This window comes from Yersinia entomophaga, assembly GCF_001656035.1.
GTDB lineage: Bacteria > Pseudomonadota > Gammaproteobacteria > Enterobacterales > Enterobacteriaceae > Yersinia > Yersinia entomophaga.
The window spans coordinates 3662522-3680925 of the sequence record NZ_CP010029.1 but is presented as its reverse complement, the minus strand read 5'-3'; the positions used below and the strand labels follow the sequence as shown (position 1 = coordinate 3680925).

The window sequence follows — 18404 nt, the reverse complement described above, 5'->3', positions numbered from 1 at the left end:
GTCAATATGGATTTCTTTCGTTTTCTGATGAGCGATGTGTTGTCCGAACCGGCGGTATTAGTCGGTTTTATCGCCTTAATCGGCCTAATCGCTCAGAAAAAACCCGTAACCGAATGTATTAAAGGCACTGTCAAAACCATCATGGGTTTTGTGATTTTGGGTGCCGGTGCCGGTCTGGTGGTTTCCTCTCTGGGTGATTTCGCTAACATTTTCCAGCACGCCTTTGGTATTCAGGGCGTCGTACCGAACAACGAAGCCATTGTCTCCGTGGCGCAAAAAAGCTTCGGTAAAGAAATGGCGATGATCATGTTCTTCGCTATGGTGATCAATATTCTGATCGCCCGTTTCACCCCATGGAAATTTATCTTCCTGACCGGTCATCACACGCTGTTTATGTCAATGATGGTGGCAGTGATTCTGGCAACGGCGGGCATGAGCGGTATTACGCTGATAGCCGTTGGTTCATTGGTCGTCGGCGTGGCAATGGTGTTCTTCCCTGCGATTGCTCATCCGTACATGAAAAAAGTAACCGGTTCCGATGACGTGGCTATTGGCCATTTCTCGACGTTATCTTATGTGCTGGCCGGTTTTATCGGCAGCAAATTCGGTAATAAAGAACATTCGACCGAAGACATGAACGTGCCGAAAAGCCTGCTGTTCCTGCGGGATACGCCAGTTGCCATCTCTTTCACCATGAGCATTATCTTCCTGGTAACCTGCCTGTTTGCCGGGGCCGATGTGGTGAAAGAACTGAGCGGCGGCAAAAACTGGTTTATGTTCTCTATCATGCAGTCCATTACCTTCGCAGCGGGTGTTTATATCATTCTGCAAGGTGTACGCATGGTGATTGCAGAAATTGTACCGGCATTTAAAGGCATTTCAGACAAACTGGTACCTAACGCCAAACCTGCGCTGGATTGCCCAGTCGTATTCCCTTACGCACCCAATGCGGTATTGGTCGGCTTTCTGAGCAGCTTCGCCGCCGGTTTGATTGGTATGTTTGCCCTGTACCTACTGAATATGACGGTGATTATCCCAGGCGTCGTTCCACACTTCTTCGTAGGTGCCGCTGCGGGCGTGTTCGGCAACGCGACCGGTGGTCGTCGCGGGGCGATTCTGGGGGCTTTCGCCCAGGGCCTGCTGATTACCTTCTTGCCGGTATTCCTACTGCCAGTGCTGGGTGATATTGGTTTTGCCAATACGACCTTCAGCGACGCTGACTTCGGCGCGCTGGGCATTCTATTGGGTATTATCGTTCGCTAAGATTTTACTCATATTCGATATGAAAAAGGCTCCGATTATTCGGAGCCTTTTGTTATTCATTGCCAGCAACACTTATTGATAACCGCGAGATTATCGGCGAAGTTAATCTTCCCGAACGGTAATCTTACCGTAATCCTGTTCGTTATTGCGGCTCAGCCACAAAGATAGCGCTTTCAGAGAATCCGGAGTGAATTCATCACAACGAGCGGTGATTTCTTCCGGCAACATCCAACGCACTTCATCAATTTCTTCCGCTTGCAGCGCAAAAGGCCCGTGAGAAACACAGCTAAATAATGCGCCCCACACGCGACAGCACTCCTCTTCAAAATAGAACAGGCCGTGCTCGGCAAAAGGCACGCCGGCAATACCCAATTCTTCTTCCGCTTCACGACGGGCGGATTCGAGGAAGTTTTCACCGCTTTGCACCACTCCCCCCGCCGTTGCATCGAGTTTACCCGGGTAGAAGTCTTTACTTTCAGTACGACGCTGTACCAGAATTTTCCCCATACCATCATGCACCACAATATAGGTAGCACGATGGCGCAGACGTTGAGCACGCATTTGTTGACGACTGGACTGAGCAATCACTTCATTTTGCTCATCAACAATATCAACCCATTCCGTGCTCACTGTTGGATTTTGCTCCACCATCCTCTGAAACCTTCTATCTGGGCGCGACGATAAGCGCGCATTTGTTGATCAAGTGTTTTTCAAAAACAACATTATAAGTATGTGTAAAACGCGTATTTTTAACCGACGATAACCCTCGGCGTTTAAAACTCATCGGTTAAAACCAACCGGGCAAGAGGTTTATCATCTTGTAGGGTCAAAACCTGCAACTCACCTTGATCCAACATGCCGTAGCTCGCTGGATTACCGCCTTTAGGAATACTGACCGAGCCGGGATTGAAACAAAAAACATCACCCTGTAGCTGAGCCTGCGGCAGATGTGTATGACCATAAACCAAGACATCCCCGCAACGCAATGGAGGACGTTCCGCAGGATGATAAAGGTGACCGTGGGTTAAAAACAACCGTCTTTCCGGTAAAATAATCTGCTGCCAGGGTGCCATCATCGGAAAGTTGAGCAACATCTGATCCACTTCACTGTCACAGTTTCCCCGCACGGCAATAATCCGATCAGCGTAAGCGTTAAGTTGCTCGGCAACCTGCGCCGGCTGATAGCCTTCCGGCAAAGCATTACGCGGCCCGTGGTTGAGCAAATCACCTAACAAAACCAGCCACTGCGCACCGCTACGGTTAAAAATTTCCAATACTTTATCGGTTGCAGTAAGCGAACCATGTAGATCAGAAGCAAACATTAACTTCATGGCATCACCTTATTTTTGATCATCAGCAACGGCGTCTGGCAGGTTATCGCCGTCTCAGCCCTCATTAATAAATACGGCCTAGTTTAACATTCAATAATTGAGATTATTCCGAGAATAAACGACTTATTACCAGCGCATTGAGTAAAACAGCGCCTTCATTTGTGCAATACCGGTATTATCGTAGAGAAAATCGTCAGTTGGTGCAGGAAAGTTAACCGCATAACTTAACGACCTGTTAGCGGGGTGTTTGGGTCAGTTCATCCAAAGTCAGAGAGTTAAATAAATAACCCTGCATGGCATCAATATTACTGCCCTGCAATTGCTCGGATTCGATCTGATTTTCTACGCCAACAACGATAACGCCTTCGCAGTATTTTTTGACGTTATTAATCAGAATTGGGAAGGTGTGCTTATTATGCTGCCAGAAAAAGTGCTTATCAATTTTGACATATTCGAAGATATTGGCCGTCACCGCGTTCAGACTGGAATCTCCGCGTCCAAGATCGTCTAACCATAGTGGATAGAGTTTAACCAAGTCTCGCAGCAACGGATTGTTGTTACCATCGGATAAATTGGAGAAAGTCTCCATTAATTCCAGACGCAAAAACGGCATGGTATTTAGTAACGCCTGCAATTCGCTGTCTCTGACAATAATTCCTGCCGTATCAAAATCAATATTGATGGAAAGCAGTACCTGATTATCGATAAACCACTGGCTATACTTCTGCGCTGCCAACAGCTGATCGCGGAACAGTTTTCCTTTCCCCTCGCTGTCTAACTCGTTAAAAAAATCTTCCGGATTAATCGGTAAATCCAAAGGTTTTGTCGTAAAACGGCTGAGCAATTCAGCAGCGAGTAGGCTGCCATCCTTCCTGTATATCGGCTCACATACATAAGAGCAGTTAATCTCAATATTGAGTTTCATGTGTACTTAAGCTCCCTCGACACAGTGTTTCCACTCTAGCAGAAATCCTGCAAGCAAGTATAAATAAGGGGACTCGTCATATTTATGGCTAAATTGTGCCCCAGCGTTGAAGTGATTTTGATTCAGGTAACCTATCAAAGTCACACTGAATTCTCTTATTTACTGTAGATTTGTGGACAATACGTAGATCAATTTATCTTCACTTATTCACTCTCAGTTTGTTACCTTGTTTCCATGTGCCTGAGCCTGTTTTGGTGTTAAAAAACAAATGAAGTCGTTATTTCCCCCTGTCTGATGTCGCTTTGGAGAATGTTATGATCGATCTCTATTACGCCCCAACCCCTAACGGACACAAGATCACCCTGTTTTTAGAGGAAGCTGGACTACCTTATAATCTTCACCGGATAAATATTAGCGCCGGCGATCAGTTCAAACCGGATTTTCTCGCTATATCACCGAATAATAAGATCCCGGCAATTGTCGATCATCGTCCAGACGGCGGCGGCGATCCCATCAGTATTTTTGAATCCGGCGCAATCTTGCTGTATCTGGCTGAAAAGAGTGGTAAATTTCTAAGCGCTGAGCTACGTGAACACACGGCAACCTTGCAATGGCTGTTCTGGCAGGTCGGCGGTTTTGGCCCTATGCTCGGCCAAAATCATCACTTCAGCATTTATGCTTCCGAAAAAATACCTTACGCCATTGAACGCTATCAGAAAGAAACCCAGCGCTTGTACGGTGTGTTAGATACCCAACTGCAAAAACACGCCTACCTGGCCGGTGAAAATTACAGTATTGCCGATATCGCCACTTATCCTTGGGTTGTTTCCCATAAAAATCAGAATATCGATTTGGCCGACTATCCCGCCGTCGAACGCTGGTTCCAGAGCATTGCCAGCCGCCCGGCAACGCTACGCGCCTATGAGCTAGCCAAAGCCAGCTAAGTTGCCATCAATGCCCCGCAGTGGGGCATTTATACCTCATATCAGAAAATCCCCTACACAGACACCGGCAAGCTGATGACTTCGCAGACCGCGTTGCCTGCTCTATTTCGAACTCAGGCTTGCTATTTCACCGCGCTGGCAGCTCATCGCTTTCTCGCTCATACTCATTCGCCAATACCTATAAAGTGTTATCGGCAGCGAAAGTAAAGAGATAAGTCATTAATCGAATATTTTGAGCAATCCAGTGATTTTCTCTGGAATGCCTCGTTTTATCCGTTTCTTCGCGGTTTATTAATCGAAATATCATTTGGTTACTGGCCATTTATCGCCGCAGCCTGTTAGAAATAATTCACTCAGGATGTGCTCTCTATCGTGGGATAAATGCCCCGGATCGCCTATGCTAAAAGAGCGCGAAAAAGACTTTTTACTCAGATTTTCCGCAGACAAACTGATGTGATGATTAGATCATCAGGAACTGCGCCGAGGGTGAAACTGGGCCAGAGATAAACGGAGGTTTACCATGCGTATCTTGATAACCGGCGCAACAGGGCTGATCGGCCGCAGCCTGACCCAGCGACTGCTAAGCCTCTCGCACACCGTGACCGTGCTGAGCCGCGATCCCGAGCGCGCTAAACGGGTGTTAGGTCAACAGGTTACCTGCTGGTCTACGCTAGATGACCGACAGAACCTCGATGACTTTGATGCGGTAATTAACCTCGCCGGTGAACCTATTGCAGATAAGCACTGGACGGCGCAGCAAAAAGAACGTCTGTGCCAAAGCCGCTGGCAAATAACCGAGCGTATCGCCAATCTGATTAAAGCCGGTCAGCAACCGCCTAAAGTGCTAATTTCTGGCTCTGCCGTGGGTTTTTACGGCGATCAGGGCGACTCTTTTGTCACTGAGGAAGAAACTCCTCATGATGAATTTACCCATCAGCTTTGCCAACGTTGGGAAAATCTGGCGTTGGCGGCAGAAAGCCCGCAGACGCGCGTGTGTTTGTTGCGTACCGGCGTAGTGCTGGCTGCCGACGGAGGTGCCCTGGCAAAAATGTTGCCGATTTTCCGGCTGGGCTTGGGCGGACCTATCGGAGATGGACGCCAATATCTGCCATGGATTCATCTGGATGATATGGTCAATGGCATTCATTACCTGCTAACCAGCGACGAGCTGCACGGCCCGTTCAATATGGTTGCGCCTTATCCGGTACATAATGAGCAGTTCAGCGCCACGCTGGGGGACGTATTGAATCGCCCGGCCTTTATGCGCGTCCCTGCCACCGTTATCCGGCTACTGATGGGAGAATCCGCGGTATTGGTGTTAGGCAGCCAAAGAGCATTGCCGAAACGTATAGAAGAGGCTGGTTTCGGTTTCCGTTATTTTGATTTGGAAGAGGCGCTGCGAGATGTGCTGCAAAAGCCGCTTCCTCGTCCGCACCTCTAATTATCCATTTTTTTGATTATTTCAATGCGCCTGAAAGAAACTGTTTCAGGCGCGCACTTTGCGGATTACCGAACAATTCGGCCGGTGGCCCTTCTTCCTCAATAACACCTTTATGCAGAAATATCACATGGTTGGAAACGTGGCGGGCAAACTCCATTTCATGAGTCACGACCACCATGGTTTTCCCTTCTTCCGCCAGTTTTTGCATAATTCGCAGCACTTCTCCTACTAACTCAGGATCCAGCGCCGAAGTCGGTTCGTCAAATAGCAAAACATCCGGCTCCATCGCCAGCGCCCGCGCAATGGAAACCCGCTGCTGCTGGCCGCCAGACAGATGAACCGGATACTTTTGCCGCGCCCGTTCATCAATGCCAACCTTATCCAGATAGCGAATCGCTCTCTCCTTCGCCACCGATTTGCTCAGGCCGAGCACCTGAATTGGCGCTTCCATAACGTTCTCCAGCACCGTCATATGGCTCCACAGATTAAAATGCTGGAATACCATCGTCAGGCGGGTACGCAACAGTTGCAGCTGTTTTTTATCGAATACTTTCAGTTGCCCGTCTTTATCACGAACTAACTTTATGTCTTGATTATTCACGCTAATCGAACCTTCACTGGGTTTTTCCAGAAAGTTGATACAGCGTAAAAAGGTGCTTTTCCCCGATCCTGATGATCCAATAATGGAAATCACGTCACCGGCTTTCGCCGATAGCGATACGCCTTTTAATACTTCATGCTCGCCATAGTGCTTATGCAGCTCGATCACGGCTAATTTGGTTTCGGATGTTGTTATCATCATTCTCTCCGTACTTGGCGCCAGCGGGGAGCCTGCGCATCCCTGATTTAAAATGCCCCATCCCGTAGCCCCGACGGGATAAACCTTTAATGCGTCGACTGCGGCTTAATATGTGCCAACCAACGCTTTTCCGCCTGACGAAACAGGCTGATCAAACCAAATGAAATTATCAGATACAGCGCCGCCGCGATGCCAAAAGCGTAAAAAGGTTGATAGGTCGCGGCGTTGATATCCCGCGCGATTTTCAGGATATCCGGTACGGTGGCGGTAAAAGCCAGCGCCGTGGAGTGCAGCATCAAAATGACTTCGTTACTGTAAGCCGGTAAGGCGATACGCAGCGCCGAAGGTAAAATAATGCAGCGGTAGAGCTTAAATCGGGAAAAACCATAGGCATTCGCCGCTTCAATTTCCCCCTGCGGCACCGCCCGGATGGCTCCGGCAAAGATTTCCGTGGTGTAGGCACAGGTATTCAGCGTCAGCGCCAGAATGGTGCAATTCAGCCCGCTGCGGAAAAAGGCGTTTAAAAACTCGCTGCCGCGCACAATTTCTAGGCTGTACATACCGGAGTAAAACACCAAAAGCTGTACGTAGAGAGGCGTACCGCGAAAGATATAGGTGAAGAACCATACCGGCAGGCTAATCGCGCGATTTGGTGAAACCCGCGCTACAGCCAGCGGAATCGCCAGCAGCCCGCCCATCACCACCGAAGAAATCAGCAGCCACAGCGTTATCGCCACGCCGGTAAAACGGTAGCCATCGCTCCAAAGCAGTGACTGCCAGTATTGATGCAGAATATCCATCATAGCTCAGCCCTCTTCACACCTTGAGAATAACGGCGTTCCAGCCACCACAGCACACCATTGGATAACGTGGTGAAGATCAGATAAACCGCACCGGCCACCATAGCAAAGAAGAACGGCTCGTAAGTCCCTTTACCCGCCAGTTGCGTGGCTTTAACCACATCGTTTAAACCCAGAATGGAGACCAAGGCCGTTGCTTTTAGGATCACCTGCCAGTTATTACCAATGCCGGGCAAGGCGTAGCGCATCATGGCGGGAAACATAATCCTACGGAATATCTTGCTGTGGGAAAAACCGAAAGCAGTCGCCGCCTCGATTTGCCCACGGGGAACGGCCATATAGGCACCGCGGAAGGTTTCGGTAAAATACGCGCCGTAAATAAAACCCAACGTGATAATACCGGCAGATAATGGATCAATATCGATCTGACTGAATCCCAGAGATTCAGTGATGGAATTTAAGATGATCTGCAAACCGTAAAAGATGAGCAGCATTAAGACCAAATCAGGCACCCCGCGAATCAGGGTGGTGTAACACTCAAATACGCCGGACAACAAGCGATTAGCGGATAATTTCCCCCCAGCGCCCACCATGCCTATCACCAAGGCCAGCAGCACCGAGCACAACGCTAATTCCAGCGTCACCAGCGCACCATCAAATATCAGTTTGGAATATCCATCCAGCATCGGTTTTTCCTGCTATCACTGAGTGTGGGTCTGGTTGGTTGTCAGAAATTGCCTCTGCCATTGCGGCAGAGGCTGAGCAACCTGTCGGTAAAACTAGTCGTAAACGTTAAAATCGAAGTATTTCTTCGCCAGCTTGTCGTAAGTGCCGTCTTTGCGCATTTCGGCAAAGGCTTTATCCAGCGCCGCTTTCAGTTCGGTATCATCTTTACGTAAGCCCATACCAGTACCCACGCCGAAGAATTTGTCATCTTTTACCGAAGGACCGGCAAAGGCATAATCTTTGCCGCCTTTTTGCTTCAGGAAGCCTTCGCTAGCTGCCACTTCATCCTGGAAGGCCGCGTCGATACGACCAGAAGCCAGATCGGCATAAATCAGATCCTGATTCTGATAAGCCACCACATCTACCCCTTTGGGCTGCCATAAAGCATTGGCAAACGCTTCCTGGGTTGAACCTTGCAATACCCCAATGCGCTTGCCTTTCAGAGATTCCAGCGTGGGTTGAATGGTCGAGCCTTTCTGGGCAATCAGGCGAGAGTTCGCCGCGTAGAGTTTGTCAGTGAAGGCAATTTCTTTCTGTCGTTTCTCAGTAATGGACAAGGATGCGATGATGGCATCGATTTTTTTCGCTTTCAGAGAGGGGATCAGCGCATCGAAATCGCTGTCGACAAAGGTGCATTTAGTATCAATGCGATTACAGAGTTCTTTCGCTAAATCAATATCGAAACCCACCAACTCACCGCTGGCATTTTTAGACGAGAATGGCGCATAAGTAGGATCGGTGCCTACTTTCAACGTCTTAGGTATGGCAGCAAAGGCGCTGCTGGCGGTTGCCAGAGCCAGTACCATAGAAATGGCCAATATCTGCTTTTTCATACATTACCCTCAAATTGATTTTCGATGCCACGGAGTACGTTGCTATTTTGTCGTCCCTGAGCTTTCGTAAATCAATTTGCAGTAATCGTGCCAGTAATGACGAATAATGAAAGGATTTCCATCAGTCCCATTATCAGCGCGATAACCACTAAAATCGACAGTTCGAAAGACGTCAGCGCCCGCAAACAGGACAAAATGCGAAATTCGTCCAACTACGCAGGAAACTAAGCAGGATCATTGTGGTGCATAATCTGTTTAATTTTAGTGCGATGTTGCACAAATGTATCAATTTGGGGAAATATTGTTAATTTGAGCCTTGCCAACGAACAAACAGATCCTGAGGCAATTCGATATCAAACTGATCTATTACCCGATTAACGGTTTGGTCGATAATATCCTGTACGCTGGTTGGCCGATGATAGAAAGCCGGCACCGGCGGCATAATAACCGCTCCTAATTCAGCAGCTTGTGTCATCAGGCGCAGGTGGCCTAAGTGCAGCGGCGTTTCACGCACGCACAGGACTAGCGGGCGGCGTTCTTTCAGCACAACGTCGGCAGCACGCGTGAGCAGTCCGTCGGTATAGCTATGTACAATGCCGGATAGGGTTTTGATCGAGCACGGTAGAATCACCATGCCTGTGGTTTTATAGGAACCGGAGGAAATAGTGGCAGCAATGTCTCGGGCATCGTGAACCACGTCGGCCAGCGCCTGTACATCTCGCAGGCTCAGATCCGTTTCCAGCGCCAAAGTTTGCCGGGCAGCATTACTGATAATCAGGTGGGTTTCCACATCAGCGACGCTTTGCAGCACCTGTAATAGCCGAACGCCGTAAATCGCCCCGCTAGCGCCGGAAATACCGATAATAAGTCGCCTCATGAAGAACTGCCTCAAACTGGCCGCGTATTCAAAGAAAAATGCGGAAAAATAATGGAATAGGGACAAACTGTGCCGTATCACAGAAATATTAGCAAGATATGACAAAAAAAGGTGCACCGCTTTGATTAGCCGGTTGCACCTTTTTAATACCCAGAAAGCCCCTTGGCACTTAACGCTGCAACGCTACTGAACCAGCGAAATAGCGTGCGGAGAATTACCCCTCGTTATGCATCTCAAGGTTTTCTGCTTCATTTTGACTACGCAACGCCTGAGCGTCATCGCTACGTAAAGACTCCAGATATTCCAGATAGCTCTGATCGACGTCTTTAGTGACGTAAATGCCGTTAAATACCGAGCATTCGAACTGAGTAATATCCGGATTGTCTTCACCTACCGCGTCAATCAAATCGCTTAAGTCCTGGAAAATCAGGGCATCGGCGCCGATCAGCTGTTTGATTTCGTCAACCTCACGTCCGTGAGCAATCAGCTCATTGGCACTCGGCATATCAATGCCATAAACGTTAGGGAAACGAATTTCTGGCGCAGCGGAAGCAAAGTAAACTTTCTTCGCTCCGGCTTCGCGAGCCATTTCCACGATCTGTTCGGACGTAGTGCCACGCACGATGGAATCATCCACCAGCAGCACGTTTTTATCCCGGAACTCGGCGCGGTTGGCGTTCAGTTTACGGCGCACAGACTTACGGCGTTCCTGCTGCCCCGGCATGATAAAGGTACGGCCCACATAGCGGTTTTTAACAAAACCCTGGCGATACGGTTTATCCAGAATACGGGCGATTTCTAACGCGATATCGCAGGAAGTTTCAGGAATCGGAATAACAACGTCGATATCCAGATCTTCCCATTCCTTGGCAATTTTAGCCCCTAACTTCTGACCCATGCGTACACGGGCGCTGTAGACCGAGATTTTATCGATAAAGGAATCAGGGCGAGCAAAATAGACATACTCGAACAAGCAAGGATTGTACTTAGGATTTTCTGCGCACTGGCGAGTAAACAACTGGCCTTTTTCGGTGATATACACCGCTTCGCCCGGAGCCACATCACGCAGAAATTCAAAGCCTAGCGTATCCAGCGCCACACTTTCAGAGGCAACCATATACTCATTACGGCCATCAACCAGGGTGCGTTTACCAATCACCAAAGGGCGAATACCGTTCGGATCGCGGAAAGCAACCATACCGTGGCCTATGATCATCGCTACGCAGGCATAAGCACCGCGAATAAGCTGATGCATGGCGGCAACGGCAGCAAAAATATTGTCTGTTTCCAACGGATAATGTTGGAAGCGATCCAGTTCGCTGGCGAAGATATTTAGCAGAATTTCTGAATCAGAAGTGGTATTCACATGACGGCGGGAGACTTCGAACAACTGCTTTCTCAGCTGGTGAGCGTTAGTCAGATTGCCGTTGTGAGCCAGCGTAATACCAAACGGTGAGTTAACGTAGAAAGGCTGGGCCTCAGAGGCGCTGGAGCTGCCGGCGGTTGGGTAGCGGACGTGACCAATGCCCATATTTCCCTGCAGCCGGAGCATATGCCGGGTTTCAAAAACATCCTTCACCAAACCGTTCGCTTTACGCAGACGGAATCCATTATTGGCATCAATGGTGACGATGCCTGCGGCATCCTGACCTCGGTGCTGAAGCACCGTTAACGCATCATAAATCGACTGGTTTACCGGTGTAAAACCGGCGATACCGACAATACCGCACATGTGTCTTTCCTCATAAGCCGCTCCGAATCGGTAATTGATTCGGCAAGAAACTCGACGTGCTCTGCAGGTAGTCAAAGAACCACCTGATGATATAACTGAACTGCGGAATCAACTGCGACTGTTTCCAGTCTTCACTTTGTGAGAAGCCGGTAAAGGTATCCAGAAAGAACAGCATGGCGGCAACGATCAACACACCTCGCAGTGCGCCGAAACAGATCCCCAACACTCTGTCCGTTCCCGATAACCCGGTACGCTCAACCAGCGAGCCAATCACGTAGTTAACAATTGCTCCGACGATCAATGTCGCAATGAACAAGATGCCGATCGCGATGCCATTGCGTACGAGTTCGTCTTCAAAACGCGTGAAGTAAATGGCAAGATAAGCATAAAAATGGCTGGCAACAAAAAACGCACATCCCCATGTCACAAGTGACAATGCTTCACGGACAAAACCCCGGATCAAGCTGACTAAAGCAGAAAACCCGATAATTCCTATAATGACGTAATCAATCCAAACCATGACTATTCCAATGATGAAATCGCCCCTACATCCTGTTCGCGGCGAATTCTAACAGAAAAAGAAAACGTTTGCGTAGGGGAATTCCTGCGCTCCGATAAATAAAGTGCGGCGATTTTAAAAACAACAATCGCCGCACAAACTTAGCTATAACCCCTTGCCAGCCGTCGTTCTACCGCGGCGGGACAAGGGTAAATCACTTTAGCGGCCGGTATTGTATGCCTTAACCTGCCCGTTCAGGCCGCTTAGGGCATTCAGTTCAGGCAACGCCGATTGCAAATTCTGCTTTGAAGCATCCGGGCCAACGAATACGCGGGTAATTTCACCCTGAACCGGCGTAGCCGGCACGGTATAGGCGCGATGACCCGATAAGCGTAACTTCGCTACGATCTCATTCACTTTGGCCGCGTTTTTCAGCGCCCCCAGTTGAACCACATAGGCCTGTCCTGTCGGCGCTTTTTCTTCCACTTTCGCCTCAGGTTTGGTTTCTATCGGCTTAACTTCAGGCTTAGGTTTCACCTCAACCGGTTTAGGCGCGGCCTGTTTCTTCTCTATTGGTTTAACTTCTATCGGTTTAACTTCTATCGGCTTAACCTCTACCGGTTTTGGCGGTACAGGCTTAGTTTCAATAGGCTTACTGACGACCAGTGGCGGAGTTGCAACGCTACCTGCATCGTTAGCTGCCTGAGAGGCTGATTCTTCACCTTTATTGGCTCCGAGGGCTTCCGCTGCACCTTCTGGCGGCTGCGTCGGTAAAGGCTGGTTCACCGGCGGCACCACGTCGATTTCTTCCGCATCGCCGGGCTTAGGTACTAATGGAATAGCGGCAAACTCATCCTCATAATGCTTTTTCTTACCATCCAGCAAACCGGGTAATAAAATGACGCCCAGCGCCACCAAAATGACGGTACCCACTAAACGGTTCTGGAATTTACTGGCCACTCACACTCCCCGTTTTCAATGCTTCCATCACATGAGCCACGGTAAGGAAAGACCCACACACGATAACCACGTCTTCCGCTGTCGCATCCTGCATGGCCTGACGCCACGCCGTTGCCACATCGGTAAATTGCCGCGATGCTTCAAGATGCTGCGCCAAAGCTGCCACGCTGGCTCCCCGCGGCCCTTCCAGCGGCGCACAGTACCATTCATCAACCTGCGGGCTTAAACACGCCAGCGTACCTGGGATATCTTTATCCGCCAGCATCCCCACTACCGCGCGAACTTTACCCTGGGTCGCCGGTAATTGAGACAGGCGATCGGCGAGATAACCGGCGGCATGAGGATTGTGAGCAACGTCCAGAATCAGCATAGGTCGTTCACTGACAATTTGGAAACGCCCCGGTAACTGCGCCGCGATCAGCCCCTGACGGATAGCTTCCTCAGCGATCTGGAGCGGCGAATAGTGCAATACCGCCAACGCCGTGGCTGCATTAGCCAAGGGGACGTTTGGCAACGGCAGATCCTTTAGTTCAGAGGCTCCGCACTGCCAGTTCCAGCTAGAATCCTGTTGGCTAAATTTCCAGGCTTCATCGCGGCGATACAAATGCGCGCCCAACTCTTTAGCTACAGCGGCGATGGAGTTTGGCATATCCGGCTCGCCGACCACCGCAGGCTTACCGGCGCGGAATACGCCGGCTTTCTCGCGACCGATACTTTCGCGATCTGCACCCAGCCAGTCGGTATGATCCAACGCAATACTGGTTACGCCCGCGACGTCTGAATCCACAATATTGGTTGCATCCAGACGCCCACCCAACCCAACTTCCAGAATCACCACGTCCAGTTTTGCCTGTTTAAACAGATGCAAAGCGGATAGCGTGCTGAATTCAAAATAAGTCAGGGAAATGTCGCCGCGACCGGCTTCGATATAGGCAAAAGATTGGCTATGTTCAGATTCAGGCAACTCATGGCCTTGAATGCGAACCCGCTCGGTGTATTCCAGCAAATGTGGGGAACTGTAGACGCCCACTCGTAAACCGGCGGCGAGTAAAATCGCTTCCAGCGTACAGCAAGTGGTGCCTTTACCGTTGGTACCGGCGATGGTGAAAACGATAGGCGCCGGCTTTAGCAGTTCGAGCCGCTCGGCAACCTGTTTGATACGCTCCAGACCCATATCAATGGCCTGAAAATGTAAACGCTCAAGATAGTAAAGCCACGCGGCTAAAGGCGACGTGGCTTGGGGGATTTGATGATTATTCATGAGTCCCGTCACTGGCCTTGGATTCATTCCATGGTGTTCGCCAGGCAGAACGCCTGACAGACGCCGGTTAAATTACCCTGTGGTTAATCAACCTTTAGCTCGCAATTTCTGTCAGCGATAATCGGGCATCACTCGGTAAAAGTGATGCCCGCAGGCCGAATTAGCCTTCTACTGCATCGTCGTTTTCGACTACGACAGTTTTGGCTTCAGCCACGATAGGCTGCGGCTGGTTGGTCAGTTTAGACAGAATGCTGGCCAAGGTTTCACGCATGACCGGACGGCGAACGATCATATCAATCGCGCCTTTCTCGATCAGGAATTCACTGCGTTGGAAGCCCGGTGGCAGCTTCTCGCGCACGGTCTGCTCGATAACACGCGGGCCGGCAAAGCCGATCAGCGCTTTTGGCTCGGCTATATTAATATCACCCAGCATCGCCAGGCTGGCGGAAACGCCCCCCATGGTCGGATCGGTCAGAACAGAAATGTAAGGCAAGCCGCGCTCTTGCATTTTTGCCAACGCCGCACTGGTTTTTGCCATCTGCATCAATGACATCAACGCTTCCTGCATACGGGCGCCGCCGCTGGAGGAGAAGCAGACCAAAGGGCAATTGTCTTCCAATGCCTGTTCTACCGCGCGGACAAAACGTGCGCCCACTACGGAAGCCATTGAACCGCCCATAAAAGCGAATTCAAAGGAAGCCGCAACGATAGGCATACCGTACAAAGTGCCTTTCATTGCGACCAATGCGTCTTTTTCACCGGTTTCTTTCTGCGCTGCAGAAAGGCGATCTTTATACTTTTTGGAATCCTTAAACTTCAGGATATCCTTCGGCTCCAGTTCGCTGCCCAGTTCAACTTCACTGCCTGCATCCAACAATGTATGTAAACGCTGACGCGCCGACATACGCATGTGGTGATCACACTTAGGACAAACTTCCAGATTACGCTCTAGCTCGGCGCGGTACAGAACCTGCCCACAGCTATCGCATTTTGTCCACACCCCTTCAGGTATACTCGCTTTACGGGTTTGCGTGATGTTGCTTTTGTTAAGAATTCGTTCAATCCAGCTCATCGATGACCTTTCTGTTTGAACCTGGCCGATGCCAGTCCGCTGTTCATGCTGTAACCATCTCCCTGAAAACACTGCCAACAAAAAGTGCCCAAACACCACGCCAACGAAGCGTGATTAGGCACAGGTTCTCGGAGTGTCCGCAGGAACAGACCATTAATGTTACACATTAAACCATATTGGCCCGACACTGTGGATAAAAAACTGGTCGAACCCTTGGTTACTGCAACATTTTTACTTATTTTTCTGGCGGGTAGCCGCGCGGCGATGCCGCCAAACCTCAATAACACCCGGCAAAATGGAAACAACAATAATCACTACTATCAGTAATTTCAGATTGTTCTGCACAAAAGGCACGTTTCCGAAAATATAACCAGCATAGGTGAATAATAACACCCATACCAACGCCCCTATCACGTTATACGCCGCAAAGTGACGATAGGACATTTTACCCATACCGGCGACAAACGGCGCAAATGTGCGCACGATAGGAACAAATCGAGCCAAAATAATCGCTTTCCCGCCATGTTTCTCATAAAACTGGTGAGTTTTATCCAGATAGGCGCGTCGGAATATTTTCGAATCAGGATTGCTGAACAGCTTTTCACCAAATACGCGGCCAATAGTGTAGTTAACCGCATCACCGATAATTGCGGCGATCACCATTAAAACCACCATGGTATGTACATTGAGATCGTTGGTTGGCAATGCAGCCAGCGTGCCAGCGACGAACAGCAGGGAATCCCCTGGTAGGAACGGCGTCACAACCAGACCGGTTTCACAGAATAAAATCAGAAACAGGATGCCATAAACCCAAATACCGTACTGCGCTACCAACTCTGCCAGATGGACATCAATATGCAGAATAAAATCAATAACGAACCGTATGAATTCCATAAACACTCTCAATTAGCGAGCGCACCGCCGCCCACCTGAATCAGGTAGATGAGTTGCTCTAAATATATTGACTAGTCGCCCGGACACTATTCTCAACCCAAAGTCTTTCTTAGCCAAAAGTTATTCTCAGCTAAAAACCATGCTTAGCTAAAAGCTTTTCACAGCTAAGAACTCATCGTCAGCCAAAAACAACGGCCCCATAGGTACCTGAGGTAAATCAAAATGTTCCGGATAATCTACCGCCACTAAATATAACCCTTCGGCCTTCGCCGTTGCCGCCGCTTTGGTTCGATCTTTCAGCGCCAATAGCTCCGCAATCCAGTTTTCGTCTTGATTACCGCATCCAACCTCAATCAAGCTGCCAACGATATTTCGCACCATATGATGAACAAATGCGTTGGCCTTGATATCTACCACGATATAAGCGCCCTGTCGGGAAACTTTTACATGTTTTACATTTCGCCACGGCGTGCGGGACTGGCATTGCACCGCTCTGAACGAGGTAAAATCGTTTTCCCCCAACAGCGCCTGCGCCGCGCGCGCCATTTTTTCCGCATCCAACGGCATATAGCAGTGGGTCACGCCCTGCGCCAAAATAGCCGGACGATAGCGATGGTTATAAATCACATAACGATAGCGACGCGCGGTAGCGCTGAAACGCGCGTGGAAATCTTCACTGACGGTTTTTACCCAGCGCACCGCGATATCCGGTGGCAAATGGGTATTGACGCCCATGGTCCAGGCCGCATCTTTTCGCACCGCTGAGGTGACAAAATGTACTACCTGACCGGTTGCATGCACGCCTGCGTCAGTACGACCGGCGCACTGCACGGTGATAGGCTCGTTGGCCACTCGGGTCAACGCCGCTTCCAGACAGGCCTGCACGCTGGCCACTTCTTGCTGACGCTGCCAGCCAAAGTAGCGGCTGCCGTTGTATTCAATGCCCAGCGCGATCTTCAGACCCGCCGCCTGCTCCGGCTGCGGGGATAATTCAAGCTCAGACATTAGTACAGTTGCTCCTGCAACAGGCGCTCTGCGGTTTCGATTGCCATCAGCGCGCCGCCGAAGCGAATATTGTCGGCAACGGACCAGAATTGCAGAATCTCAGGAATACCGTAATCGTTACGCACACAACCAATACTCAGATAGTTGCTGCCAGAAGCATCGCTAACCTGCGTTGGGAAATCATCTTCTTCCGTCAACTGAATATCTTCACAGCTTTCCAGTTCACTGCGAGCTTCATCAGAAGCGATAGGACGCAAGGCTTCCAAATGAACCACTTGTGCATGACCGTAGAAAACCGGCGACTGAATGCAACTGACGGAAATCGGCAGGCCTTCGTCTTGCAGCACTTTGCGCACCTGATCGACCAAGCGGCGCTCTTCACGCACGCTGCCCTCTTCGTCCGCCAGCAGTGGCAAGACGTTAAACGCCAGCTGTTTCGGGAAGATAGCAGCTTCAGCCGGAATACCGTTCAGCAATTTGGCACTTTGACCGGCTAAATCATCCACGGCGGCTTTGCCGTGAGCAGAAGCCGAAATCAGGCTGGTAACGTGTAAACGGGACAAACCGGCCTGCTCGGTCAGCGGTTTGATTGCCGTCAGTAACTGGCTAGTGAGGCTATCGGCTACCGCTACGATATTACGGTTACGATAATCGGCCAGAACCTGCGGATTGACGCTTGGCACCACCAGCGGAACGTCGGGTTCCATGGCGAACAGGCCGCTGCTATCAATCACCAGACAACCGGAGTTACCGGCGTCCTCCGCATACAGCGCAGAGGCTTCGCTGCCTGCCACAAAGAAGGCCAACTGGGCCTGCGACCAGTCAAACTCTGCCACATTTTCCACCAGCAGGCTTTTGCCATTGAAACGCACCGTGGCTCCGGCGCTACGCTCGCTGGCCAGAGGATACAATTCACCAACCGGGAACTGGCGCTCTTGTAACAGCTCCAGTAAAGCTTCACCTACTGCGCCCGTCGCTCCTAACAGAGCAATATTCCAGCCGTCAGACATGTTGGTTTTCTCCACAATAATTCGTTCAAATA

The 18404-nt window shown here is 50.0% G+C and carries 19 protein-coding genes; 3 read left to right on the top strand and 16 right to left on the bottom strand.

Going from position 1 to position 18404, the window contains the following annotated elements; translation table 11 throughout:
* Window positions 1–6 precede the first annotated feature (6 nt).
* Window positions 7–1263, top strand: a complete 1257-nt coding sequence (locus PL78_RS16615) for a PTS ascorbate transporter subunit IIC (protein ID WP_049597016.1) — start codon at window positions 7–9, stop codon at window positions 1261–1263.
* A 102-nt stretch (window positions 1264–1365) separates the two neighbouring features.
* Here the strand turns inward: PL78_RS16615 and yfcD are convergent, their stop codons facing one another.
* From yfcD to PL78_RS16600, 3 genes are all read right to left on the bottom strand, one after another.
* On the bottom strand, window positions 1366–1914 hold the full coding sequence (gene yfcD, locus PL78_RS16610; RefSeq protein WP_064517193.1) for an NUDIX hydrolase YfcD: 549 nt from the start codon (window positions 1912–1914) through the stop codon (window positions 1366–1368).
* Window positions 1915–2036: 122 nt separating this feature from the next.
* Window positions 2037–2594: a phosphodiesterase gene (gene yfcE / locus PL78_RS16605; RefSeq protein WP_064517191.1), complete on the bottom strand. Its 558-nt coding sequence runs from the start codon at window positions 2592–2594 to the stop codon at window positions 2037–2039.
* 235 nt (window positions 2595–2829) lie between these two features.
* The gene (locus PL78_RS16600; protein WP_064517190.1) at window positions 2830–3519 is read right to left on the bottom strand and encodes an EAL domain-containing protein; all 690 of its coding nucleotides are present in this window, start codon (window positions 3517–3519) and stop codon (window positions 2830–2832) included.
* A gap of 314 nt (window positions 3520–3833) precedes the next feature.
* Here PL78_RS16600 and PL78_RS16595 point away from each other — a divergent pair, with 314 nt between their 5' ends.
* Together PL78_RS16595 and PL78_RS16590 are read left to right on the top strand one after the other, a co-directional pair.
* Window positions 3834–4463, top strand: coding sequence for a glutathione binding-like protein (locus PL78_RS16595; protein WP_064517187.1), 630 nt, complete (start codon window positions 3834–3836; stop codon window positions 4461–4463).
* A gap of 520 nt (window positions 4464–4983) precedes the next feature.
* The gene (locus PL78_RS16590) at window positions 4984–5904 is read left to right on the top strand and encodes a TIGR01777 family oxidoreductase (protein ID WP_064517185.1); all 921 of its coding nucleotides are present in this window, start codon (window positions 4984–4986) and stop codon (window positions 5902–5904) included.
* 16 nt (window positions 5905–5920) lie between these two features.
* Here the strand turns inward: PL78_RS16590 and hisP are convergent, their stop codons facing one another.
* The 13 genes from hisP to PL78_RS16525 form a co-directional block, all read right to left on the bottom strand.
* Window positions 5921–6706 carry a histidine ABC transporter ATP-binding protein HisP gene (gene hisP, locus PL78_RS16585; protein ID WP_064517183.1) on the bottom strand — a complete coding sequence of 262 codons (786 nt, stop codon included), beginning with the start codon at window positions 6704–6706 and terminating at the stop codon, window positions 5921–5923.
* An 83-nt stretch (window positions 6707–6789) separates the two neighbouring features.
* Window positions 6790–7506, bottom strand: a complete 717-nt coding sequence (locus PL78_RS16580; RefSeq protein ID WP_064517182.1) for an ABC transporter permease — start codon at window positions 7504–7506, stop codon at window positions 6790–6792.
* Window positions 7503–8189: a histidine ABC transporter permease HisQ gene (locus PL78_RS16575; RefSeq protein ID WP_064517180.1), complete on the bottom strand. Its 687-nt coding sequence runs from the start codon at window positions 8187–8189 to the stop codon at window positions 7503–7505. The genes PL78_RS16580 and PL78_RS16575 overlap by 4 nt, the downstream gene beginning before the upstream one ends.
* A gap of 93 nt (window positions 8190–8282) precedes the next feature.
* Window positions 8283–9062 carry a lysine/arginine/ornithine ABC transporter substrate-binding protein ArgT gene (gene argT, locus PL78_RS16570; protein WP_064517179.1) on the bottom strand — a complete coding sequence of 260 codons (780 nt, stop codon included), beginning with the start codon at window positions 9060–9062 and terminating at the stop codon, window positions 8283–8285.
* A gap of 304 nt (window positions 9063–9366) precedes the next feature.
* Window positions 9367–9939: a UbiX family flavin prenyltransferase gene (locus PL78_RS16565; RefSeq protein WP_049597006.1), complete on the bottom strand. Its 573-nt coding sequence runs from the start codon at window positions 9937–9939 to the stop codon at window positions 9367–9369.
* 214 nt (window positions 9940–10153) lie between these two features.
* Complete coding sequence (purF, locus tag PL78_RS16560; RefSeq protein WP_064517177.1) at window positions 10154–11671, bottom strand: amidophosphoribosyltransferase; 1518 nt, start codon at window positions 11669–11671, stop codon at window positions 10154–10156.
* Window positions 11672–11681: 10 nt separating this feature from the next.
* Window positions 11682–12191, bottom strand: a complete 510-nt coding sequence (cvpA, locus tag PL78_RS16555; protein WP_064517175.1) for a colicin V production protein — start codon at window positions 12189–12191, stop codon at window positions 11682–11684.
* A gap of 198 nt (window positions 12192–12389) precedes the next feature.
* Window positions 12390–13130: a cell division protein DedD gene (dedD, locus tag PL78_RS16550; RefSeq protein ID WP_064517173.1), complete on the bottom strand. Its 741-nt coding sequence runs from the start codon at window positions 13128–13130 to the stop codon at window positions 12390–12392.
* Window positions 13120–14391, bottom strand: coding sequence for a bifunctional tetrahydrofolate synthase/dihydrofolate synthase (folC, locus tag PL78_RS16545; RefSeq protein WP_064517171.1), 1272 nt, complete (start codon window positions 14389–14391; stop codon window positions 13120–13122). Before folC ends, dedD begins: the two co-directional genes overlap by 11 nt.
* Window positions 14392–14551: 160 nt before the next feature.
* Window positions 14552–15463: an acetyl-CoA carboxylase, carboxyltransferase subunit beta gene (accD, locus tag PL78_RS16540; protein WP_064517170.1), complete on the bottom strand. Its 912-nt coding sequence runs from the start codon at window positions 15461–15463 to the stop codon at window positions 14552–14554.
* A 231-nt stretch (window positions 15464–15694) separates the two neighbouring features.
* On the bottom strand, window positions 15695–16357 hold the full coding sequence (locus tag PL78_RS16535; protein ID WP_064517168.1) for a DedA family protein: 663 nt from the start codon (window positions 16355–16357) through the stop codon (window positions 15695–15697).
* 147 nt (window positions 16358–16504) lie between these two features.
* Window positions 16505–17362 carry a tRNA pseudouridine(38-40) synthase TruA gene (gene truA / locus PL78_RS16530; protein ID WP_064517166.1) on the bottom strand — a complete coding sequence of 286 codons (858 nt, stop codon included), beginning with the start codon at window positions 17360–17362 and terminating at the stop codon, window positions 16505–16507.
* Window positions 17362–18372, bottom strand: coding sequence for an aspartate-semialdehyde dehydrogenase (locus tag PL78_RS16525; protein WP_064517163.1), 1011 nt, complete (start codon window positions 18370–18372; stop codon window positions 17362–17364). The genes truA and PL78_RS16525 overlap by 1 nt, the downstream gene beginning before the upstream one ends.
* Window positions 18373–18404: the final 32 nt, after the last annotated feature.